We start from the raw sequence: 23,128 nt of genomic DNA on the forward strand, positions 1-23,128 counted from the left end.
CGGCCCCGGCCCCCGCGTTGTCCGCAAGCGACGACGCGGGGGCCGAACATTGTCGGCGCGGCCCTTGGCAGGCCCGTCCTGCGGATCGAGACTCACAGCAGGACGAAATCACGAACCTACGTTCAGGTAACAAGCCCGAGGACCGCCCATGCCCCGTAAGCGCTTGATCACCACCGCCTCCCTGTCCGCCTTCCTCGCCGCCGCCTTCGTCGCCGGACCCACCGCTCAGACACCGGCCAGCGCGGCCGACAGTCGCGGCGTCCTGGTCGTCGGCAACGCCGTCGCCGGAACGCTCAGCTTCATCGACGCCGCCACCTACGCCAACCTCGGCTCCTTCAGCGTCATCCCCGACCTGGCGAGCCTCCAGGCGAGCTGGACCCCCGCGCAGTGGATCGACTACGGCATCGCCACCGCCGACGAGGCGAGCGTCGATCCGGCCGTCGGCGGGACCCGCTACGTCGACGACTTCGCCATCTCACCCGACGGGACGACCGTCTACGTATCCCGCGGCAACCTCGACGACCTCGCCGCCTTCAACCTGGTGACCCATCAGGAGCTGTGGACCGCGCAGATCGACGGCATCCATTCGGACCACCTCGCGCTCTCACCGGACGGCACGAAGGTGGTGGTCTCCGCGACCACCGCTGCCGACGCCGAGGTGTTCAACGCGTCCGACGGCTCGCTGATCGGCAAGTTCTCCACCGGCACCTATCCGCATCAGAACCTGTTCACCGCGGACGGCAGGTACATCTACAACGAGAGCATCGGCGTCACGGCGCTGCCGTACGCGCTGAACGCGCTCAAGGGAAACCTGCAGCTTGAGAAGGTGGACGCCAGCACCCTGCAGGTCGTGAAGGTGTGGAAGTTCCCCTACGGCCTGCGGCCGTTCGCGATCGATCCGGACGGGACGACCATGTTCGCCGACATGTCCTACCTCAACGGCTTCATCAAGTACGACCTGAACACGAGCACGACCCTCGCCACGGTCCAGCAGCCCTACAGCACGACGGCGGCGAGCGAGTCGTACGACAACTACCCGCAGAACTCCGCACACCACGGGCTCGCGCTGTCCGGGGACGACACGAAGCTCTGCGACGTCGGCACGATCGACGACTATGCGAAGATCGTGAACACCGGCAGCCTGAGCACGACGGCCACGGTCACGTACCCGGCCGGCAGCATCCCGTACTGGGCGCTGACCAGCACCGACGGCGACTACTGCTACGTCTCGCTGAGCGCGGGCAACGCGGTCTCCGTCATCGACTACGCGACCGGCACCGAGGTCGCCCGCGTCACGGTCGGCGAGTTCCCGCAGCGGGAGCGCACCGCCGTCGTGCCGAACACGGTCATCGCCGGGCTCTCCTCGTCGGATGGGTGATCCCGCGGGCCGCGCGGTCCTCGTCGAGATCGTCGAAGCGATGTGCGGCGAGCAGAACGCGCTCGACGCCGTGGTCCGCGCGGCCCGCGACCGGTCGCCGTCCGTGGCGGCGCTGCCGGAGTGCGAGGTGCGGCGTAACGTCGCGGCCCTGCTTCAGGGCGTCGCTCGCGGCTTCGCCGACGCGGCGGCCGGCCCGGACCTCGCGGCCGCGGACGCGCTGGCCGCCGACCGCGTCGCGCAGGGCGTGCCGCTCGACGGGCTGCTCGACGGCTTCCAGGCCGGACGCGCGCACCTGCTGCTCGTGCTCACCGAGCAGGCGCGGGTGCGCGGCGTGGCCTCGGAAACGCTCATCGACGCGCTCGTCGAGCTCGATGGCTTCACGACCGCGCTGCAGAACCGGCTCATTCACGCCTACCGGAACCACGAACTCAGCCTCGCGCGCACCGGCTATGCGTTGCGGCTCCAGGCCCTGCGCGGCCTATTGCACGGCGACCAAGGTGTGCACGCGGCGGAGGCTGGCCTGGATCCGGCCAAGCGCTATCACTGCCTGATCGCCGACGTGACCGAGCCGCGCGAGGCGCCGAGGGCGGAGGCCGCGCTGTCCGGCGGCATCGCAGGCTTCGTGGACGGCTACCTCTGCTGCGTCACCCGGCGTCTGCCCGCACCCGGCTCCCTGGACCACGTGGCCGTGATCGCCTCGCCCGCCCAGCCCACGAACCGGCTCGCCGCGGTCTACCCGCTTTGCCAATCCGCACTCGCCTCCGCCCGGCTACGCGGCCTGCGCGGTCTACGCTCGCTCACTGCGCTGTCAGCGTTCGTCGCGGTGGACGCGCACCCTGAGCTCGGTCTGGTTCTCGCCGCCGACCTGCTGCCGCGCCTCGACCCGGCGAAAAGCTTCCACCGACTGCTCGCGCAGACGGCGTGCACCTATCTGGAGCACGGCCGCCAACTCACTCCGACGGCCGCGGAACTGCACGTTCACTCGAACACCGTCAAGCATCGGCTGCGCCGGATGAACGAACTGACCGGCTTCGGCGCACCCGACGAGCCGATCACCGACACGCTGCACTGGTGGTGGGCCCTCGACGCCTGGCTCCGCCGAGTGACCGACTGACTGTCAGGTAGGAGGCGGGCTATCGGTTCAACGCGGGTTGCTGGGCGGCGCCGGGGTCGGCGGCCTCGGGTTCGCAGGCGTCGATGGGCAGGATCAGGCGAACCTCGAAGCCGCCGGCTTCGGTACGGCCGGCGGAGATCTCGCCGTTGTAGAGGGCGGCGCGCTCGCGCATGCCGGCGAGGCCCACGCCGGAGCCGGTGTGCGCGGTGGCCTGGGCGACGGCGGAGCGGGGATGCTCGGTGCGGGCCGCGGCGTGGCCGTCGGGGCCGGTGTCGGAGACGGTGAGGCGGATGTGTTCGGGCTCGTATTCGAGGCGGACGTCCACGGAGGAGCCAGGGGCGTGCTTGAGCGAGTTGGTCAGGGACTCCTGGACCACGCGGTAGACGCAGAGCTCGATGCCGGCCGGAAGCGGGCGCGGGCGGCCGGCGATGGCGTAGCGGGAAGGGGTGCCGGACAGGCCCACCCGCTCGACCAGCACCGGCAGCTGCGCGATGCCGGGAGCGGGGCGGTCGTCGGCGCCGGCGCCGCTGTCGTCCTCCTCGGGGCGCAGCAGGCTGATGAGGCGGCGCAGTTCGGCCAGGCCCTCGCTGCCGACCTCGGAGATCGTGCGCAGGGCCTGGTCGGCGGTCTTCGGGTCGGTTTCGAGCACGAACCGTGCCAGGCCCGCCTGGACCGCGATGACCGAGAGATGGTGGGCGGTCACGTCGTGCAGTTCGCGGGCGATCCTTATCCGCTCGAGAAGCACCGCGCGCTGCTCGCGATCGCGTTGCTTGAGCAGGAGCTGGCCGTTGTAGTCGGCGGTCAGCGCGTGGTTCTCGGTCAGTCTTCGGGCTCCGTCGCCGATCACGCCGATCGCTACGACGCGGACCGCCGTGCCGAGGTAGATGTTGAACGCGGAGCCGACCCACTCGTGGATGTTGCTGTACATCAGCTCCGGGTAGACGACGGCCGCCGCCAGTGCCGTCCAGCCGCGGCCCCGGCGGGAGGCGACCGTGAAGAAGGCGAGCTGGAGGGCCAGCTGGTTCAGGCTCAGCCAGTAGCCGCGGGCTTCGAAGACCGCCACCAGGGCGGCGCAGGCGGCCATCGTCGCGAGGGGCCACGACCTGCGGGCGACGAGGGCGAGGCCGGTCGCGGACGTGAGCAGCACGGCCAAGGCGTCGAACGGGCGCGAGCCCGAGGGCGGGTAGGAACCCGCCGCGGTACTCAGCGACAGCCAGGTGACCGCGGCGGCTATCGCGAGGTCGACGACGGTGGGGGGAATCGCGGCCAGGGCCCTGGCCGTGTCGCGCAAGCGGAGCATCGGGCCAAACTAGCCAGCTCCCGCGCCGGCTGTCCTCAGCACACGGCAGGACCCGGCGAGCTTTTTGACCTGCGTTGGTAAACCTTTGCGGTAGCGCCGCCTGCCGCGCGCGGTAGACCCCCGCGGCCGATTGTGAACCCTCGGGTAACGCGGCATACCCGCCCGGATTGAAATGCTGATCTCGCGCGGACCGCGGTCATCGCGCCCGGGGCCGTGCCCCGGAGAAGAGCGTGCGGAACAGAGCGGGTGGCACATTGAGATTCGTCCATCGGGACGTCGCCGGCAGCGAACGCGAATGGGAGGCGCGGCTCGGCCGCCCGGATGCGGTGGTCGCCGATCTGGCCGCCGCGCTCGGCGCCCCCGGCAGCGGGCTCGTCATCGACGGCAGATCCGCTCCTCCCGGGGCCCCGCTGTCCGGCTCGGGGCTCGTCATGGGCTCGGAGGTGAGCCTGCCCGCGCCCGACGGCCTCGGCTTCGGCGCGGGCCGGGTACCGGACGGCGACGCCACCGCCGCGATCGGTCCCGGGGTCGTGCTGCGCGTGGTGGGCGGCCTGGACGCCGGCCTGTCGGTGCGGCTGGAGCCGGGGCGGCTGCGGCTCGGGCGCGGCGAGGAGGCGGAGATCCGCATCAACTCCCGCGACGTCTCCCGGCTGCACTGCGAGATCGACGTCGCCGAGGACGGCCGGGTCACGGTGACGGACCTCGGCTCGCGCAACGGCACGGACGTCAACGGCGTGCGGCTGACCGGGACCGCGCGGATCGGGCCGGACGACGTCGTGTGCGCGGCCGGGCGGGTGCCGTTCCGGGTGCTGCCGATCACCTCGGTCAGCCCCGTGGCGTACGTGAATCCGGCGCGGGAGGCCGGGCCGGGCGGCACCCTGCCGTTCAACCGGGCCCCGCGCGTGGCCACCCCGCCGGCCGAGCCCCCGATCCGGCTTCCCGAGCCGCCGGGGCGTTCCCAGGGCGCGCCGATGCGGGTGAGCACGATCCTGTTCCCGGTGCTGCTCGCCGGCGTCATGGTGCTGCTGCTCAAGAACGCCACGTACGCGCTGATCGCGCTGTTCAGCCCGCTGATCATGATCGGCACGCAGGTCGAGGACCGGATCCGCGGGCGCTCCGGCTCGCGCCGCGGCAAGCGCGCCTACGCCGCCGACATCGCGACGGCCTGCCGCCGGCTCGCCGAGCGCCGCGCCGAGCAGCAGGCCAGGCTGCACGCCGACTTCCCGGACGTCGCCGAGTTCCACGACCGCGCCACCGCGCCCGGCCTGCGGCTGTGGGAGCGGCGGCGCGGCGCGGCCGACTTCCTCCAGGTCTCCGCCGGATACGCCGACCGGCCCTGGGACCCGCCGGTGGAGCGGCCGCGCCGCAACGACCAGGAACTCGACTCCCGGCTGGCGGCCGCGATCCGGGAGGCCTCGAAGCTCACGCAGGTCCCGGTGCCGGTGAACCTGGACGCGGGCGGCGTGCTCGGCCTGGAGGGCGAGCGCGCGGGCGCCCTGGCCGCGGCCCGCGCACTGCTGTGCCAGGCCGTGGCCGGCAGCGGCCCGGCCGACGTCGCGGTCGCGGTCTTCGCGGACGAGGACCGGATCGCGGACTGGGAGTGGACCAAGTGGCTCCCGCACGGCACCGATCCGCGCGACGGGACCGGACGGCTGGTCGCCGTCGGCTCGGAACGCGCCGAGGCCCTGGCCCGCACGCTGCTCACCGACCTCGGCGCGACCGGCACGCCCTCCGCGCGCCCCGCGGACGAGGCCGCGGGCGGATCGCCCGTGCTGCTCGTCGTGGTCGACGGCGCGACGCTGCTCGAAGGACGCCCGTGCTACCTGCGCGACCTGCTCGGCGGCCGCGTCGGGTCCGTCTCCGGGATCGTGCTGACGCGCCGTCTGCCCGCGCTGTGCACCGAGGTCCTGTCCGTATCGGGCGACGGCTCGGCCCGGCTGCGGCGGGTCGCCACCGGAGAGCAGGTCGACGACATCCTGCTCGCCGGGATGACCAAGCGCCGCGCCAACGGGCTCGCCCGCGCGCTGGCCCGGTTCGAGGACCCCGAGCTCAAGAGCGAGGGATCCGGCCTGCCGGACAGCGTCGGCCTGCTCCCGCTGCTCGACCTCCACGGCGAACTGGACTCGGCGGTCGGCGCGCGCTGGCGCGCGACGCTGGAGACGCTGCGGGTCCGCGCCGTGCTCGGCGTGACCGAACGCGAGCTGTTCGAGATCGACCTCGACGACGACGGCCCGCACGGCCTGATCGCCGGCACCACCGGCTCCGGCAAGAGCGAGCTGCTCAGAACCCTGATCATCAGTCTCGCCGTCGGGGCCGACCCCGAGCACCTCACCTTCGCGCTCGTCGACTACAAGGGCGGCGGCGCGCTGGACGAGTGCGCGCAGCTGCCGCACGTCGTCGGGCTCGTGACAGACCTCGACGAACAGCTCGGCGAACGCGCGCTGCGCTGCCTGGAGGCCGAACTGCGCTACCGGGAGCACGCGCTGCGCGGCGTCGGGCTCAGCCACGTTCGCGACTACCAGCGGCTGCGCGACCTGCAACGGCCCGACCTCGAGCCGATGCCGCGCCTGGTCGTGGTCATCGACGAGTTCGCCACACTGGTCAAGGCGCTGCCCGCGTTCGTCGACTCGCTGGTCAGCATCGCGCAGCGAGGCCGCAGCCTCGGCATGCACCTGATCATGGCCACGCAGCGGCCCTCCGGCTCGGTGAGCGACGCGATCAAGAACAATGTGAAACTGCGCCTCGCCCTGCGGCTGGAGAGCGCGACCGACTCGCAGGACGTCATCGACTCGCCCGCCGCCGCCGGAATCGGCAGCAGGCAGTGGGGACGCGGCTTCTACCGGCTCAGCGCCAACGAAGTGCTGCCGGTGCAGACGGCGCTGTCCACGGGCGTGACCGCGGCCGCCGCCGTGTTCGGCGGCGTCAGCCTCCGGCCGTTCCGGTTGACGTCCGGCGAGCAGCCCGCATCCGTCTCGGCCGACACCGGCACGATGGCCGGCGACACGCCGACCGACCTGGCCCGGCTCGTCGAGGCCGCGCGGTGGGCGAGCGCCAAGGCCGGGATCGGGGCGCCGCGCAGACCGTGGCCGGACCCGCTGCCCGATTCCGTGCCGATCTTCGAGCTCGGGCTCGCCGTGCGCGGCATCCAGTCCGACGCCGCCGACCTGGCCGCGTACGCGCTGGCCGACGACCCGGACCGGCAGGCGCAGTACCCGGTCGGCTGGGATCCGGCGGCGGGCAACCTGCTGGTCTACGGCGTCGTCGGCTCGGGGACCACCAGCGCGCTGCTGTCCCTCGCGTTGACGGTCGCCGCGACGCAGCCGCCGGACCGGCAGCACGTCTACGCCCTCGACATGGGCTCCGGCGACCTCGCGCCGCTGGCCGGGCTGCCGCACACCGGCGCGTACATCGGCCCCACCGAGCGGGCCCGGCAGATCCGGCTCATCAGGATGCTGCGAGCCGAGCTGAACGCCCGCAAGGAGGGCGGCGCCGGCGGCCCGCGCGGCGGCCACGCGGCCACCCCGGCGAACTGGCTGGTGCTGATCGACAACGTCGGCGCGCTGCGGGCGGAGCTCGAGAAGGACTACGGCGGCATCAGCGTCCTGGACGACCTGGAGCGGGTCTTCGCGGACGGACCGGCCGTCGGCCTGCACATCGCCGCCACGGCGGACCGGGCGGGCGCCGTGCCGAGCGCCTGGTCCGCGCTGTGCCGGCAGAAACTGCTGCTGCGCCTGGCCGACTCGGGCGACTACGCGCCGTTCGACGTGCCGCGCACCGCCGTCCCCGCGGGCCTTCCCGGGCGCGCCCTGGTCGCCGCCACCCGGCAGATCGTGCAGATCGGCCACCCCGGCGACGACCCGGCCTCGACCGTGACCGCCGTCGCCCACCGCTGGGGCGACGCACGACGCACCGCGTACCCGGTCCGGCTGCTGCCCGAGCGGATCGACGTGCTTCAGCTGCAGGCCGCGGGCGCCCTGCCGCACACCGGGATCGAGCCGTGGTCGGTGCCGGTCGGATTCGCCGACAGCAACCTCGCCCCCGTCGCGCTGAAGCTGTACGAGCACGAACACGCCCTCGTCGCCGGGCCGCCGCGCTCCGGCCGCAGCAGCGCGCTGGTCTCGATCGCCGCGACCGTGCTCGCCGGCCCCGAGCCGCCCGCCGTCGTCGCCTTCGCGCCGCGCCGCTCGCCGCTGCGCGATCTGCCCGAGCCGGTCGTGGTCTGCACGGACTACGCGATGCTGGACGCCGCCCTGGCCCCGCACGAGGGCCGGACTCTGCTCCTGGTTGACGACGCGGACACCGTCCCCGACGGCCTCGGCGTCATCGACCGCTTCATCGCCAAGGCCGGACCGGGCCGCCACGTCATCGCGGCGGGCCGCAACGACGGAATCCGCCGCCAGTACGGCCTGTGGACCCAGAAGGTGCGCGAAGGGCGCTGCGGCGTGCTCCTCGTGCCCGACCACGAGCTCGACGGCGACCTGCTCGGCACCCCGCTGCCGCGCCAGCACCGGATGGCCCCGGTGCCCGGCCGCGGCTACCTGGTGACCGACGGCCGGATCGAGGGCGTGCAACTCGTGCTGGCCGCCTCCATGCAGGTGGAGGGCGTGGGTTGACGTGATCTACAACGACCGCGGTAGTCCCGATTTCCATCTTTCGGTAGACGACCACTGAGTCGCCGCCCCCGTAACGTTCTTACCCGTACGGCCGGTCAAGACGAACACCAGCGTCCCGGCACCTCACACAGATTTGGAGCGACACCATGTCCGACGTTTCCGGGACCGTGAAGGTTACCGCCGAGGCCCACCTGCACATCAACCAGCTGCTCAGCCTGCTCAACGGCCCGCTCGGCGACGTCCTGTCGCAGATCACCTCGCACGGCCTCGCGCTGACCGACCCGAACGTGTGGGCCGGCCCGGCCGCCACCAACTTCGCGTCCTCGGTGTGGCCGGAGGTCCAGTCGCAGCTGGGCACCGTCACCAGCGCGCTGAACGGCCTGCAGAGCCAGGTCTCCGGCATCCTGAACAACATCACCTCGGCCGGCGCCTCCCCGCTGAGCAGCCTGCCTGTCGTCAGCAGCCTGCCGCTCGGCAGCCTGTAGGCAGCAGAGTTCCCCGATAGCTTGACCAGCTGGCACTGAACCGGCGACGGCGGTGGCGCAGCGGCACGAATCTAGCGTGCCGCTGCGCCACCGCCTAGCCGAGGTTGCACGGATACGGACGGAAACGCAAGGGCAATGACAGTCCGAAGTGACTCGCAGGGCGGCGACGTGGAATCCACCTCGACGGCCGAGGCGGCCGAGTCCGTCTCCGGCTACCGGGATCTGGCCCGGATCGGGCACGGCGGCTTCAGCGTCGTGTACCGGGCGGTGCAGGAGTCCTTCGAGCGCGACGTGGCGCTGAAGGTGCTCACCGTCGGCACCGACGAGGACGCGCAGCGGCGCTTCCTGCGCGAGGTCCGGCTGGCCAGCAAGCTCAGCGGGCACCCGCACGTGGTGACCGTGCTGGACACCGGGACCACCGCCTCGGGCCGCCCCTACCTGGCGATGGACCTGTACGACGGCGGCTCGATGAAGGAGCGGCTCAGACGGAGCGGCCCGCTGCCCGCCGCCGACGTCGCCCTGCTCGGCGCGAAGGTGGCCGACGCGCTCGCGGCGGCGCACTCGCTCGGCGTGCTGCACCGCGACGTCAAGCCCAACAACATCCTCGTCTCCCGCTTCGGCGAGCCCGCGCTCGCCGATTTCGGCGTTTCCTGCCTGCTGGACTCGAACGCGTCGGCCTCCGTGCTCGACGTGTTCTCTCCGCAGCACGCGGCACCCGAGCTGATGGCCCGCGGCGTGCCGAGCGTCTCCTCGGACGTCTACGCCCTCGGCTCCACGCTCTACGAGCTGCTGACCGGCAAGCCGCCGTTCGGCGCGGACAGCCGGGACGTGCGCGCGATCATGTGGCGGGCGATGACCGAGCCCGCGCCGCGGCCGGACTGCCCGGAGCTGCCCGGGCTCGCCGACGCCATCGTGCGCGCGATGGCGAAGGAGCCGGCCGACCGCTTCCCGGACGCCGCCGACTTCGCGAAGACCCTCCGAGCCCTGATCCCGGACGGCGGCGGCTCCGCCACCCTGGCGATGACCGTCGTGGCGCCGGCCGCCGGTGCCAGTGCTGGCGCCGACGCCGCGTCGCCGACCTCGATCCTGTCCGCGGAGCCCGAGGCCGACACCGGCACCGGCCCGGGCGAGAGGTCGGCCACATACACCGGACGGCACACGGGTCCGCAGGCCGAGCCCGCTCCCGTGCTCGGCCTCGACCCGGACGACACGTTCAGCGGCCGGGTGCGCGGCGGCGTCGACGAGACGATGGTGCGTCCGGACCGCGTCGGCCCCGAGCCGGACCCGAAGGCCAGGAAGAAGCGCGGCGCAGCGGCGGGCGGGGCCGCCGGAGGCATCGGAGCCGGAACCCCCGCCGTCGAGGGCGAGGAGGGCCGGCATCGTGGGCGCACGCCGCTGATCGTGCTCGTCGCGCTCTGCCTGCTCGGCGGAGCCGTCTGGGTGGTGCTCGATTCGCAGAACTCTTCGACCGGCGCCAAGGCGGAGGCCTCCGCGCACACGCCGATCCCGACGAAGGCCGCCGCCGGACGCGCCAGCGAATCGGCGTCCGCCAAGCCCAAGGCCAGCGCCAGCCACACCGCGACGCACAGCGCCGAGCCCACGGTCGCCAAGACCACGCACTCGGCCGCGGCCTCCGCGACGGCGACCGCCAGCGCGTCGTCCACGAGCTCGTCCGGCGGCCTGCTCGGGCTCGGCACCTACTACCAGTTCAAGAGCGCGCTGAGCGGCAACTGCCTGACCGCGTCCGGCTCATCCGCCGGGCAGCAGTCGTGCGGCGGCGGCGCCTCGCAGAGCTGGGAGTTCACCGAGCCGGTGACCGGCATCCTCAACTCGCTGGCCGGCGACTTCGAACTCGTCAACAAGGCGACCGGCGAATGCCTCGACGCCTCCGGCGGCTCCGTCGGCACGGCTTCCTGCGACGGCGGGACCGAGCAGCTGTGGTCGACCGTGAGCGGCTCCTCGGGCGAGGAGATCCACAACGCCGGTGACAGCCTGTGCCTGACGTCCTCCGGTTCCGGAGTCGTCGCCGGTGCCTGCAGCACCAGCGAGTCCGCCGATCTGTGGGCGCAGAGCTGAATTCCGTGAACATCGAAGACTCCCCGGGCGTGTCACCGACGCCTGCGTACGGCGCGCCGGTAGCGTGCCGGAAGACCGGCTGCTCCTGATGCCGGGACGCGAGGGAGACGACGAGCCGATGGTCCGGGTACTGATCGTCGATGATCAAGTTCTGATCCGCGCCGGCATAGCCGCGATACTGCGCGCCGCGCCGGGCTACGAGGTGGTCGGCGAGGCGTGCGACGGCGAGGAGGCCGTCAGGACCGCCGCGGCCACCGAGCCCGACGTGGTGCTGATGGACATCCGGATGCCGGAGGTGGACGGCATAGCCGCCACCCGCCGCATCCTCGCCTCCGGCGCGCCCAACCCGCCGCGCATCCTCATCCTGACCACGTTCGACCTGGATGAGTACGTCTACAAGGCGCTGCGGGCCGGAGCCAGCGGCTTCGTCCTCAAGGACACGCCGCCGGAGCGGCTGCTGGCCGCGCTCAAGGCCGTCGCGGACGGCGACACGCTCTTCTCGCCCACGGTCACCGCGCGGCTCGTCCAGGCCTTCTGCGCCGTGGCCGACGGCACCGGGCCGGACGGCGCACCGCCGGTGCCCGGCGCCCCGGCCCGTCCGAGCCTCGGCTCCGCCGACCGCGCGGCTTTGGCCACGCTCACGGCCCGCGAGACCGACGTGCTGCGGCTGGTCGCCACCGGCCTGTCCAACAGCGAGATCGCCGAGCGCCTCGTGGTCAGCGAGGGCACGGTGAAGACGCACCTGAACCGCTCGATGGCGAAGCTGAACCTCTCCTCGCGCGCGCAGGTCGTCGTCCTCGCCTACGAATCAGGGCTCGTCGTCCCCGGCCAGTCGGGGCCGTCGCGTCCCGCCGCCCCGGCGCAGCCGCCCTCCGTCCCCGCGCAGCACTCCGGCCCCCGCATCCCGACCGCCGCGCTGCGTCGTTAGGCCGTGGTCCGAGAGAAACGGCTCAGTCCTCGACCAGCGCCGGGTGGCGCGGGTCGTCGCAGAGCACTGCGATATCCGCCAGGCTGACCGGATCCATCTCCTCCGCGTACCGCCGATACGCGGGCAGCGTCCACGCGAGCTCGTCCTCGGTGCGCCTGGCCAAGGCCGCCGGGGACATCGACAGGTGCACGATCAGGTCGAAGGCCAGTCCGGAGCCGATCAGGAACGAGCCTTCGAGCACGACGACGCCGCCCGCCTCCAGGTTCACGTGCTCGGCGCGGTACGCCCGGTCCGCCGCCGGATCCCACAGCCGCGGCAGCACCCGGCCGCTGCCGTCCGGCGCGATGGGGGAGAGGACCTCGCGCTCGATCGCCTTGAGATCCAGCCAGTCCGTGTAGAACAGGTCCGGGTCCTCGCGTCCGAATTCGAAGCGCAGCGAGGCCGGCCTCAGGAAGTCGCGCGCCGCCACGTGCACCGCAGGCCTGCCGCGCAGCCGGAGTTCCTCGACGAGCCGGGCCGCGAGGTCGTCCGGGCGCGTCGGCGGGGCGCCGTCGACCGCCACCGCGAGGCGGCGATCCGGCGGCAGGGCGAGCACCGCGTCGGCCGTCCGCGCGAGGAGAAGTTCCGGCGAGATCGGTGCGGCGCGCATCCGCCGATCCTCCCATAGGCTGGTCAAAACCGGCATCCGCCCTCTTGACAGCACCGGTCGACCGGAGTTGTCTATACCACTGCGACCTCTGGTTCAGACCAATTTCACCCACGGTCCGAATCGCGCCCGCGTACCCCGACGCGTCCGTCACCCCCGCGGACGCGGGCCCCACCACGCCTATCCGGGAGCACCCCAGCATGCAGAAGAAAGCACTCGTCCGCTCCACCCTCGCGGTCGTCGGCGCCGGCGGGATCGCCGCGGGCCTCGCCCTGAGCCTCGCGTCGCCCGCGCAGGCGGCGACCTCCTGGCCGAGCCACGTCTTCGCCCCCTACGTGGACACCGGCCTGAGCAACACGACCCTGACCACCGTCGCCGCGGACTACGGCACGAAGTACTTCACCCTCGCGTTCGTCAACGGCTCCGGCTGCAGCTGGTCGCTGCCGAGCCAGAGCAGCTGGCAGTCGCAGATCTCCTCGCTGCAGTCCGAGGGCGGCGACGTGAGCATCTCGTTCGGCGGCTACACCGTCGACACCGACGCCACCGACCTCGGCGCCACCTGCTCCTCCGCCGGCGCCATGGCCACCCAGGTCGAGTCCGTCGTCACCACGATGGGCGTGACCCACCTCGACTTCGACATCGAGTCCAGCGAGATGACCGACTCGACGGACTACACCCGGACCGCCCAGGCGCTCGCGCTGGTCCGCTCGTGGGCCTCGTCGAGCGGCCGGTCGCTCTCGATCGCCTACACCCTGCCGGTACTCTCCAGCGGCCTGACCTCGTCCGGCATCGCGGTGATCGACGCGGCCGCCTCCGCCGGCTTCACCCCCGACGTCGTCAACATCATGACGATGGACTACGGGACCTCGGGCACCGAGATGGGCTCCGCCGCCGACTCGGCGATCGACGCCTCGGCGTCGCAGGTGGCCAGCGCGTTCGGTGTCTCCTCGGCCGCCGCGTACGGCATGCTCGGCGTCACCCCGATGATCGGCCAGAACGACAGCTCCGGCGAGATCTTCACGCTCGCCGACGCCTCCACCGTCGAGTCGTACGCCGCCTCCAAGGGCCTCGCGCTGACCTCGTTCTGGTCCGAGGGCCGCGACAACGGCGGCTGCCCCGGCCAGACCTCGGCCAGCTCGACGTGCAGCGGCGTGAGCCAGAGCACGGGACAGTTCACGACGATCTTCCAGGCCTTCACCGGCGGCACGTCGTCCACCGGCAGCAGCTCCCCGACCGCCACCGCGACCGCGAGCGCCAGCCCGACGGCCACCTCCACCGGCGGCTCGGGCGGTTCGTGCGCGACGGCGTGGAACTCCTCCACGGCCTACACGTCCGGCCAGGAAGTCTCCTACGGCGGCTACAACTGGACCGCCAACCAGTGGAACTACAACGAGGTGCCGGGCGGCGCCTCGGGTGCGTGGAACAAGGACGCGGCCTGCTGATAGCGGTCCGCGGGAGTTCCATCCGCGCCGCCGGGGTTCAACGGCCCCGGCGGCGCGGCTTTCCGCTTCTGGCCGCGGGAGCGGCCTTGCGCGCCGCGGGCGTCGCCTTCTTGCCCCGCGGCTGCTCGCGCTCCTTCTTCCGATCCGGTTCCTGCCGCGGCTGCTGCCGGCCGCGCGAGCTGTTCGCGGTCCGGCCGCGCACGATCCCGATGAACTCCTCCATCAGGTCCGTCGAGCGCTCCTCCAGCCACACCAGCGCGACCCCCGACTGCGGGGCGTCCAGCAGCGTCCGGTACGTCAGATCCTTGCGATGGTGCAGCCGCGCCACGGACTGCGGCACGGCGAGCAGACCGACGCCCGCCGCCACCAGCTCGATCGCCTCCGCCGTCGTCGCCGGCCGCTCCTTCGCGGCCCTGCCCGGCGGCGTCCGCCAGTCGAGGCAGTCGTCCAGCGGGTGCAGCACGACGTAGTCGGCCAGGTCCTCGCCCGAGACCTCGTCCACCGCCGCGACCTCGTGGTCCTTCGGCACGACGAGCACCGTCGTCTCGGTGTACAGCGCAATGGCGTGCTTACCCGAACGGTCGATCGGCAGCCGCAGCAGCGCCGCCTCCGCGGCCTCGTCCGCCACCGCCCGCTCCGCCTCGGCGTTCTCCAGCGCGAGCAGCTCGATCGGCACGTCCGGAAGACGTTCCTCCCAGGTCCTGACCCATTTCCCCGGCGTCACCCCGGGGACGTACGCGAGGCGGAAGGGGGCGGGTGCTTCGGTGCCGGTCACGACGCCAGGTTACCGGCGTTGGCCGGAGGCGCCGTGCGCGGTCGGTAATGTTGGACCATGAAGTCGCAGAAGACCACCCAGACGATGAAGCCCGCGACCGCGGCGAAGAAGCTGGGCATCCACCTCCAGGCCGCCCCCGCCGAGTTCCAGGAAGGTGCCGTCTCGCGCGACGAGCTCGCCTCGCTCCAGGCCGATCCGCCCGAATGGCTGCGCGAGCTGCGCGCCAACGGCCCGCACCCGCGCCAGGAGTCCGCCGCCCGCCTCGGCGTGTCCATCGCCGGCCTCGCCCGCGGCGGCGTCACCGAGCCGCTGACCACCGCGCAGATCGAGGAGCTGAAGGCCGAGATGCCCGAGTGGCTGCGGCGCGAGCGGGCGACGCAGGCCGAGGTGCGCCGGGAGAACGTGCGCATCAAGGAGAAGCACAAGCAGGAGGCGGCAGCGGCGGCCGCCCGACCCGCCCCGAAGCGCGGTCGGTGACGGCCGATCCGGCGCGGGCATCCGCTCCTGGCCGTGATCCCGCAACGGCGTGACGGGCGCAGCGGCTCGCGGCGGCCCCGCCTGGCGTGATTCCGAAGCGGGGCCGGTGACGGCCGATCTGGCGCGGGCGACCCGGCGTGCCGCGATCCGGCCACGGAGGCGGGGTCGGCCGCTGTGACTCGCGGCGGCCCCGCCTGCCGTGATTCCGAAGCGGGGTCGGCGGCGGCGCCCGGCTTGCGCGAAGCCGTTCCGCTGACAAGTCAGATGCCGCATAATCGTCGGTGCGGGCGGCAGCGCCCGCGGGTGGCGCCCAGCGTCTCGCGGACGGTCCGACCGGTCTGGTGGGTGTGGGACGGCTGACACGCCGGGCGCCGGTCACCGTCGGCGGGCGGCGGCGCGCGGGAAGTGGGCGACTTCCGCGCTGCTTCGCGCGCCGTCGCGGTCGGGCATCCGTGCCGGACGGGCGGTCGAGCTCCCTCCTGCACCGAGTGGATGTCCATGTGCGTGCGTGCAAACGGCTGCTAGGGGCAGGGAGGCGCGGGGCATGGCGGAGCGGGCGGGGCCGGCGGGGTTACTCGAAGTACTCGAATCACTGGCGCACGAGACGGTCACCGGCGAACCGGTGGCGCGGGCGGCCTCGCCCGGCGCGACGGGGCGCGAACGGTACGCGGACGAATCCGAGTACGCCGGTGAGCTCTACGCCCGCATACACGCGAACTTCGCGCGGCTGCGCCGTGGCGAGGCGATGCTGCTGTCTCTGTTCGATTATATCAGGGAGCTGTCCAAAGCGGGCGGCATCGGCGAGCTGCTGGCCACCGCCGCCCGGCAGGCGCGGCACCTGCTGCTGCTCGACACCGTGTTCATCAGCGTGCCGGACGACGAGCCGGGCCGCTACCGCATCGTCGCCGCCGACGGGCAGGTGACCACGGCCACCGTCGGGACCCGGCTGCCCGGCGGCAGCACCGGCTTCGGCGGGGACCGGGGTCTCGGACGTACGCCGGTATGGACGCCGGACTACCTCGCCGACAACGGTTTCGAGCACACCAGCGACACCGACCGGATGATCGCCGAGGAGGGCCTGCGCGGCCTGATCGCCGCGCCTCTCTACGCCGACGGCCGGCGCTTCGCAGTGCTCTACGGCGGCAGCCGCGGCATGCGGCGGTTCACCGCCGCCGAGGTCTCCCTGATCGAGCGGTACGCCGAGCTCGTCGCCGCCTTCGTCCGTTCCGCCGCCGAACTCGCGCGCAACGCGGACGCCATCGCCGCCGCCGAGCGATCGCTGGATCGCGCGGACGCAGATCTCGCCGACCTGCGCAACATCATCGAGCTCTGCCACAGCACCCTCGACGAGCCGCCCAACGGCGAGACGGTCTCGGCGCACGTCGAACTCTGGGCCAAAGCTCTCGGCTTCGACATCGCCGTCTACGGCCGCGACGACCGCCTTGTCACCGCATCCGGCGTCGCGCGGCCGGCCGTTCCCGCCGACCAGACCGTGCTCCCCGCCGCAGAAGCCGCCGTCGCCCGCGCCGCCGCCGACCTGGTCCAGCTCGGCGACGGCCGCAGCGTGGTCTCCGTGGACTTCGGCGGCGAGCACCTCGGCACGCTCGTCGCGCGGCCCGAGCGTGCGCTGACCGAGCGCGACACGATGGTCCTGCGGCTGGCCGTCCGCGTCATCGCCGCGTGCCTGAGCAAGGGCCCAGGGCAGACCTCCGCAGCGGGCGGACGCCAGCGCGACGGCCTGCTCGCCCAACTCCTCCGCTCCGACGCGCCGACGCCCTCGCGCGCCGTCCTGGCCAGGCTGCGCGAGCTCGGCGCCGACCTCGAAGCGCCGCACCTCGTCGTCATCGCGCGCACCGAGCCGGGCCTGCGCGCGAAGGCGGAGCAGTGGGCCGAGGCCTACGCCCGCAGGCTCAACGGCCTCTACCTGGCACGCGCCGAGGATGTCACCCTGCTCGTCCCCGGCAGCGACCCGTCGGCCGCCTCCAACGCGGTACGCGAGGAGCTGGCGAGTGCGCTGCGAGCCCCGGTCACGGTCGGTGCGGGCGGCCCGGCGCACATGCTCGGCCAGCAGGTCCGCGCGGCGTACGCCGAGGCCCGCCGCTGCCTGTCCGCGATGCTCACGCTCGGCATGGTCGGCCGGTCCGCCGCCCCCGACGAACTCGGCTTCCTCGGCCTCCTGCTGGCCGGAGGCCGCGACGTCCCCCAGCTTGTGGGTTCAGTCGTCGGCCCGGTATTCGAATACGACGACCAGCGCTCCGGCGCCCTCGTCGAGACCCTCGACGCCTACTTCGAGTCCGGTAGCAACGCCACCGCCGCCGCCAAGGCCCTGCACGTCCACCCCAACACCGTCTCCCGCCGCCTCGAGCGCATCAGCGAACTGCTCGGACCCGACTGGCAGCACCCGCAGCGGGTACTTGAGATCCAGGTCGCCCTGCAACTGGCCCGGATGCGCGGCGGCCTGTCCGAAGACGCCGGCACCGCCCCGAGCGCGTGAAACGGGGCGGTGCCGGAAGCCGAACGTGGGGCGGCGAGGTCAGCTGAGGGCGCGATCGACGAGCGCGGGGGCGGCGGCGATGTAGGTGGCGGGGTCGCAGACGAGGTCGAGCTCCGCGGCATCCATCACGTCGGCCTCGGCGAGCACCGTGCTCAGCGGCGCGCCGGTGCGGCGGACCTCGGCGGTGGCGGCGTTGAGGAGCTTGCGGGCCTCGGGCTTGCCGAGGAGCGGTGTGAGCACGGCGACGAGGCGTTCGGCGACGATCTGGCCGCCCGTCCGCCGCAGGTTCTCGCGCATGCGGTCGGGGTTCACGCGCAGGCCGGCGGTGAGTTCGACGGCGGTGTGAGCGGCGCCGCCGACCAGGCGGAGGGCCTCGCGCAGCAGCAGCCACTCGGACTGCCAGCCGCCGCCGGAGCGCTCGTCCTCGGCCAGAAGCGCCTGGGTGAGCGCCGTCGTCAGGGCCGGGACCTGGAGCGCGGCCGAGCGTATGAGGGTGCTGAGTACGGGGTTCCGCTTCTGCGGCATGGCCGAGGAGGCGCCGCGCGTGGCGGGCCCGGGCTCGGCAACCTCGCCGACCTCGGTGCGGGAGAGGATCTGCACGTCCACGGCAAGCTTTCCGAGCGCGCCTGCGGTGAACGCGAGCGCGGCGCCCAGGTCGGCGATCGGTGTGCGCAGCGTGTGCCAGGGGAGTGGCGCGACGGCGAGGCCGCACTCCTGCGCGAAGGCTTCGGCGAGTGCTGATGCGTAGTCGGGGCGTTCGGCCCCGTCGATGCGGGCGAACTCCAGGTAGCCGGAAAGCGTGCCCGCCGCGCCGCCCAGGGAGACCGGGAGGCCTTCGGCGACGATGCTGAGGCGGGCGTGGGCGTCCTGGAGAAGCTTGCGCCAGCCCGCGGCCTTCAGACCGAAGGTGGTGGGGACGGCGTGGAGCGCCAGGGTGCGGCCGGGCATGACGGTCTCGCGGTGCTGCTCCGCGAGCTCCGCCAACGCGGCGATGGAACGCATCAGGTCGCTGAGGATGAGGGGAGTCGCGCGGGCGGCGATGAGCATGGCGGCGGTGTCGAATATGTCCTGGCTCGTGGACCCGCGGTGGACGTACTCGGCCGCCGATGGGTCATCCTTCGCGACGAGCCCGGTGAAGTCGCGGATCAGCGCGACGACCGGGTTCGCGGTCTCGCGGGCGGCCAGCGCGATGCCGCGGGCGTCGAGATTCTTCGCGTCGGCAGCGCGCGTGATCGATTCAGCGGCCGATTCGGGTACGACGCCGAGACGGCACTGCGCACGGGACAGCGCGGCTTCGGCATCGAGCATGGCCTGGAGGTAGGCCGCGTCGGATGTCGCGTCCTCTACAGGCGTGCCGGCGCGCACCGGAGAGAGCAGGCCGAAATCGAGACCGTCGATCATACGATCAGCTCCTTGAGGTCGGTCTCGTCGGTCGGGGCGACGACGTTGCCGGGCGGGGTGCTGGCCGGGGGGAGCGCGAGCACCGCGCGGGCGATGGAGTCGGAGTCGCCGAGGGTGACGGAGTCGACGCCGGGACGGATGCCCGCGGCCGTGGCCCAGTGCACCGCCTCGGTCGGCACGCCGAAGGCGAACCGGCGCGGGTGGGCGCGGCCGCGCGCGTCGAGCAGATGGTACGGCCGCTCGCTGACGGCCAGGCCGCCGGTCTCGTGTTCGCCGCCCGCGGCGGACGGGATGCGGAAGGGGGAAGCCTGCTCCGTGTGCAGCAGGTGCAGCAGCAGCGGATCGGCGGTCCGCCGCAGGTCCGGCTCGGGCAGCCGCGCCTCGATCAGCGCGTTGGCACGGATCGGCGGGCCGGGCACGGCGCGGGACTCGGCGACGAACGACGGGTTCACGGCGTCGAACCGGATCTGCGTGCCCGGGCCGGTCAGCTCGAGTACGCCGGCCTCGATGAGCGCGATCATCTCGCGGATGCGGGAGACCGGCGGCCCGATGGAGAGGAAGGCGTTGAGCGGCGTGTACCAGCCTTCGAGGTCGTCGCGGTGCGAGCCGCCGTCCAGACCGCCGTGGTCCACGGCCAGCCGCACCTCGTTGCGCATGTCGCGCAGCACATCGAGCGCCGCCTTGAGCGGGCCCTCGACGTTGCCGGACTCGGCGTGCCGGACGTCCTGCTCGAGGTAGCCGAGGATCCAGCGGCGGAACTCGTCGCGGTCGGCGAACTGCCGGCCGCGGCACGGGTCCATGATCCGCTTCCAGTCCCACAGCTCGCCGTCATCGATCCCGAAGCCGCGTGCCACGTCGATGGGCTCGATGCCCGCAGGCGCGTTCAGGATCGCCGACCCGAGGCGTTCGGCATCCTCAGCCTGGGAGCGGGACCGAAGCAGGGTCTCGTAGTAGACGCTTTCCACCTCCCGACACAGCAGCGGCCACAGATCGGACGCGAAATCAAGCCGATCGCCGCCCGTCGTGGACCGCTCCCGCAGGCCCGCGACGTACTCGCTGGTGAGCAGCCGAGGGGTGTAGCGGCCGTACGCGCCCTTCTGGTTCTCACCGCGCGCGTGGTACGGAACACCGCGCCGGGAGCTGGCGTAGAGCACGGGCTCGGCGCCGGAGGGGCGGTAGCGCAGGCGATCGCCCTCGGCGATGAACCGGCCGCCGCGGCCGAGCGTGAGCAGCGCCATGTAGTCGAAGAAGTTCAGGCCGAGCCCGCGCATCAGCACGGTCGCTCCCGGCTCGATGACCTCGAGGTCCACGTCGGCCGGGTTGGACGGCGTGATGTATGTCAGGAAGTGGATACGCGCGAGCGCGGCGGTGCGCTCCTGGCGCGGCGTGAGCCGGGCGCCGACGTGGCCCTGAGCCATCACGATCGCGTCGAGCTCGTTCAGGCGGGTGCCGTTCTCCAAGCGCACGCCCTGGTGGCCGTTGGACACACCGTGCACGTCGGACATCGCGACCGCCTGCGAGCGGTGAACATGCACCGTCACATGCTGCGGCGCGCGGGCCACGATGCGCTGGAAGCAGTAGATCAGATACCTGCCGTAGAGCGCGCGGGTCGGATAGGTGTCCGGCCCGAGCCGGGTCACCTCCTCGGCGACCCAGTCCTCGTACTCCTCGAAGCCGCCGAGCAGCGTGAGCTCGGCGGCCCAGTCGTACAGGCTCGGCCCCGGCTCGATCGGCCCGTCGATTCGCGCACTGGCGTCGGTGAACACCGTCACCTGCGAGGAGACGGTGTTCATCAGCAGGTGCTTCGACTGGTCCACCCGCCAGACGCCGCCCGCCCCGGGGCGGCCCGGATCCACCACGTGCACCACGAGGCGGCGGTTGCCGCCGGGCCGGGCCCGCTCGTTCGCGCAGAGCCGTTCGAGCACCGACAGCCCGCGCGGGCCGGCGCCGATGACGCAGACCGTGGTGACCATTCCATCGTCGACCATCCGACGCTCCCTCCTGGGTCCTCGCCCTCCACCTTCGGCGCGCCCGGCCCGCACCGCCATGCTCCGCCGCAGTGTTCGTCAGGTCTCTGCCACGGACTTGACGGAGCCGGACCGCGCCGCTGGTGGGCGGCGCGCGGGCGAATCGATACTGGGCGGCATGCGAGCGGCCTACATCGAGGAACTCGGCCCACCCGACGCGATCCGGCACGGCGAGCTGCCCGACCCGGAGCCCGGACCCACCGACGTGCTCGTGCGGGTCTGGGCCACGACGGTGAACCCGGTGGACACCTTCGTGCGCTCGGGCGTGTTCCGCACCCCGATCCCCTTCCCCTTCGTCATCGCCCGCGACCTGGTCGGCACCGTCGTCCGGGCCGGCTCCGCCGTCACCGGCTTCGCGCCGGGAGAGCGGGTGTGGAGCAACAGCCTCGGCCACGGCGGCCGGCAGGGCGCCGCCGCCGAACTCGCGGTCGTGCCCGCGGACCGGCTCTACCGCGTGCCGCCGGGCGTGGACCCGCAGGACCTACTAGGCGTCGCGCATCCGGCGGCCACGGCGCACCTCGCGCTGTTCCCGCACGGACGGCTGCGCCCCGGCGAGACGGTCTTCGTCGCGGGCGCGGCCGGAAACGTAGGCGCCGCACTGGTCGCGATGGCTGTGCAGGCCGGCGCCGAGGTCGTGGCGACGTGCTCCGCACGCGACATCGAGTACTGCCAAGGTCTAGGCGCCAAAGACGTATTCGACTACGCCGACCCCGAAATGCCAGGCCGGGTCCGCGAGGCGCGCCCGGGTGGCATCGACCTCTGGATCGACTCCTTCGGCACGAACGACCTGACCACGGCGGTAGACCTTCTGGCAGCCCGCGGCCGGATCGTGCTCCTGGCCGGCGTCACCGCCCGGCCGATCCTGCCGGTAGGTCCCTTCTACATGAAAGACGCCGAGATTCACGGCTTCGTCATCTCCCACGCCTCCACGGCCGAACTCGCCACCGCGGCGGCCGGCATCAACCGCCTGGTCTCCCGCGGCCTACTGCGCCCCCGCTCCGTGGACCTGTGCGCCCTAGAGCAGGCGGCCGAAGCCCACCGGCGGATGGAAGCCGGGCAGCTGCGCGGCCGCCGCCTGATCATCGCGACCGACGTCGAGCGATGGACCACCCAACGGAAGGAAACGCCGAGATGAGCATCGACCTGAGCCCCCACCAGTCCGAGCCGGGCACCACATTCCGCGCCCGCGCCGAAATCCTCCTCAACACCACCCCCGAGCACGCCTACGCCGTGGTCACCGACCTAGCACGCAGCGGCGAGTGGAGCGCCGAGTGCACCGGCGGCCAGTGGGTACTAGGCGAGCCGGCAAAGGTAGGCTCGATCTTCCGCGGCGACAACCTGCGCGGTACGGACGTAGTCGCCTGGGCCCCGGTGATCCGCGGCCGCTGGAACACCGAAGCCGAGGTGATCGAAGCCGAGCCCGCCCGCGTATTCCGCTGGGTGATCCTCAACAGCGAGCGCGGCCGCCAGGAGAGCACCTGGACCTACGAGTTCGAGCCCGCCAACGACGGCGCCGCCTGCCGCCTCGTGCACTCCTACCGCCTAGGCCGGCTCACCGAGGGCCTCGAAAAGATCCTCACCCCGCTCGACGAGGACGCCCGCGGCCGCTTCGTGCGCGAGTGGAACGCAAAGATCGAGGCCGACATCCGCGCGACAGTCGAGCGGATCAAGACGGCAGTCGAAAAGGACTGAAGTACCGCGGCGAAAGCAACGTCGACATTCAAGACAGGCCAACGCCGCCGTCACCGTCGAATCCGCCTCCGGCGGCCCGCTGAGTTCCCGGTAGGCATCGCTTCGCCCGCGATTGGAATTGCTTCACCCCGCTCTCGCCGCTACAGCCGGTGCGAAATTTCGCACCGGCTATTTACGGTTTCCTAGGGGATTCAACCTAGGCGCACCTTTTGTCAGACCCGCCACATACACTGGAGGTAGTTGATCGGATACGGTGCGGATGGGGGCGGGTGGCATGGAT

The 23,128-nt window shown here is 72.6% G+C and carries 16 protein-coding genes; 11 read left to right on the forward strand and 5 right to left on the reverse strand.

Annotation, left to right across the window (positions count from 1 at the left end; translation table 11 throughout):
- The first annotated feature begins 148 nt into the window (after positions 1–148).
- Both KDK95_RS21140 and KDK95_RS21145 read left to right on the forward strand, forming a co-directional pair.
- Positions 149–1,378, forward strand: a complete 1,230-nt coding sequence (locus KDK95_RS21140; RefSeq protein ID WP_212519966.1) for a YncE family protein — start codon at positions 149–151, stop codon at positions 1,376–1,378.
- A complete protein-coding gene (locus KDK95_RS21145) occupies positions 1,371–2,492 on the forward strand; it encodes a helix-turn-helix domain-containing protein (protein ID WP_212519967.1) in 1,122 nt (373 codons plus the stop codon). Before KDK95_RS21140 ends, KDK95_RS21145 begins: the two co-directional genes overlap by 8 nt.
- A 19-nt stretch (positions 2,493–2,511) precedes the next feature.
- Here KDK95_RS21145 and KDK95_RS21150 read toward each other — a convergent pair whose 3' ends face one another.
- The gene (locus KDK95_RS21150) at positions 2,512–3,792 is read right to left on the reverse strand and encodes a sensor histidine kinase (protein WP_212519968.1); all 1,281 of its coding nucleotides are present in this window, start codon (positions 3,790–3,792) and stop codon (positions 2,512–2,514) included.
- 254 nt (positions 3,793–4,046) lie between these two features.
- Between KDK95_RS21150 and KDK95_RS21155 the strand changes: the two genes are divergently transcribed.
- The 4 genes from KDK95_RS21155 (at position 4,047) to KDK95_RS21170 (ending at position 11,894) form a co-directional block, all read left to right on the forward strand.
- Positions 4,047–8,405, forward strand: a complete 4,359-nt coding sequence (locus KDK95_RS21155; protein WP_212519969.1) for a type VII secretion EssC family protein — start codon at positions 4,047–4,049, stop codon at positions 8,403–8,405.
- A gap of 146 nt (positions 8,406–8,551) precedes the next feature.
- Positions 8,552–8,890 (forward strand): hypothetical protein, encoded by a 339-nt coding sequence (locus tag KDK95_RS21160; protein ID WP_212519970.1) that lies wholly within the window; start codon positions 8,552–8,554, stop codon positions 8,888–8,890.
- A gap of 135 nt (positions 8,891–9,025) precedes the next feature.
- A complete protein-coding gene (locus KDK95_RS21165; RefSeq protein ID WP_212519971.1) occupies positions 9,026–10,966 on the forward strand; it encodes a serine/threonine-protein kinase in 1,941 nt (646 codons plus the stop codon).
- A 118-nt stretch (positions 10,967–11,084) separates the two neighbouring features.
- Positions 11,085–11,894 (forward strand): response regulator, encoded by an 810-nt coding sequence (locus KDK95_RS21170; RefSeq protein ID WP_212519982.1) that lies wholly within the window; start codon positions 11,085–11,087, stop codon positions 11,892–11,894.
- Positions 11,895–11,916: 22 nt separating this feature from the next.
- Here KDK95_RS21170 and KDK95_RS21175 read toward each other — a convergent pair whose 3' ends face one another.
- Positions 11,917–12,543, reverse strand: a complete 627-nt coding sequence (locus tag KDK95_RS21175) for a nucleoside/nucleotide kinase family protein (protein ID WP_212519972.1) — start codon at positions 12,541–12,543, stop codon at positions 11,917–11,919.
- A 197-nt stretch (positions 12,544–12,740) separates the two neighbouring features.
- On the opposite strand from KDK95_RS21175, the gene KDK95_RS21180 reads away from it, so the two are divergent.
- Complete coding sequence (locus tag KDK95_RS21180) at positions 12,741–13,982, forward strand: glycosyl hydrolase family 18 protein (protein WP_212519973.1); 1,242 nt, start codon at positions 12,741–12,743, stop codon at positions 13,980–13,982.
- A gap of 37 nt (positions 13,983–14,019) precedes the next feature.
- Here the strand turns inward: KDK95_RS21180 and KDK95_RS21185 are convergent, their stop codons facing one another.
- Positions 14,020–14,757 (reverse strand): LysR substrate-binding domain-containing protein, encoded by a 738-nt coding sequence (locus KDK95_RS21185; protein WP_212519974.1) that lies wholly within the window; start codon positions 14,755–14,757, stop codon positions 14,020–14,022.
- Between the two features lie 57 nt (positions 14,758–14,814).
- Here KDK95_RS21185 and KDK95_RS21190 point away from each other — a divergent pair, with 57 nt between their 5' ends.
- The gene (locus KDK95_RS21190) at positions 14,815–15,234 is read left to right on the forward strand and encodes a DUF5997 family protein (RefSeq protein WP_212519975.1); all 420 of its coding nucleotides are present in this window, start codon (positions 14,815–14,817) and stop codon (positions 15,232–15,234) included.
- A gap of 544 nt (positions 15,235–15,778) precedes the next feature.
- Entirely contained in the window at positions 15,779–17,728 is a 1,950-nt protein-coding gene (locus tag KDK95_RS21195; RefSeq protein WP_212519976.1) for a helix-turn-helix domain-containing protein, read from the forward strand.
- A gap of 39 nt (positions 17,729–17,767) precedes the next feature.
- On the opposite strand, the gene KDK95_RS21200 is transcribed toward KDK95_RS21195, so the two are convergent.
- Positions 17,768–19,129, reverse strand: a complete 1,362-nt coding sequence (locus KDK95_RS21200; RefSeq protein WP_212519977.1) for a nitrosuccinate lyase — start codon at positions 19,127–19,129, stop codon at positions 17,768–17,770.
- Positions 19,126–21,117, reverse strand: a complete 1,992-nt coding sequence (locus KDK95_RS21205; protein ID WP_212519978.1) for an FAD/NAD(P)-binding protein — start codon at positions 21,115–21,117, stop codon at positions 19,126–19,128. Before KDK95_RS21205 ends, KDK95_RS21200 begins: the two co-directional genes overlap by 4 nt.
- A 157-nt stretch (positions 21,118–21,274) precedes the next feature.
- Between KDK95_RS21205 and KDK95_RS21210 the strand changes: the two genes are divergently transcribed.
- Positions 21,275–22,291, forward strand: a complete 1,017-nt coding sequence (locus KDK95_RS21210) for an NADPH:quinone reductase (RefSeq protein ID WP_212519979.1) — start codon at positions 21,275–21,277, stop codon at positions 22,289–22,291.
- The gene (locus tag KDK95_RS21215; RefSeq protein WP_212519980.1) at positions 22,288–22,848 is read left to right on the forward strand and encodes an SRPBCC family protein; all 561 of its coding nucleotides are present in this window, start codon (positions 22,288–22,290) and stop codon (positions 22,846–22,848) included. The genes KDK95_RS21210 and KDK95_RS21215 overlap by 4 nt, the downstream gene beginning before the upstream one ends.
- Positions 22,849–23,128 lie beyond the last annotated feature (280 nt).

The organism is Actinospica acidithermotolerans (genome assembly GCF_018139625.1).
GTDB classification, from domain to species: Bacteria; Actinomycetota; Actinomycetes; order Streptomycetales; family Catenulisporaceae; genus Actinospica; species Actinospica acidithermotolerans.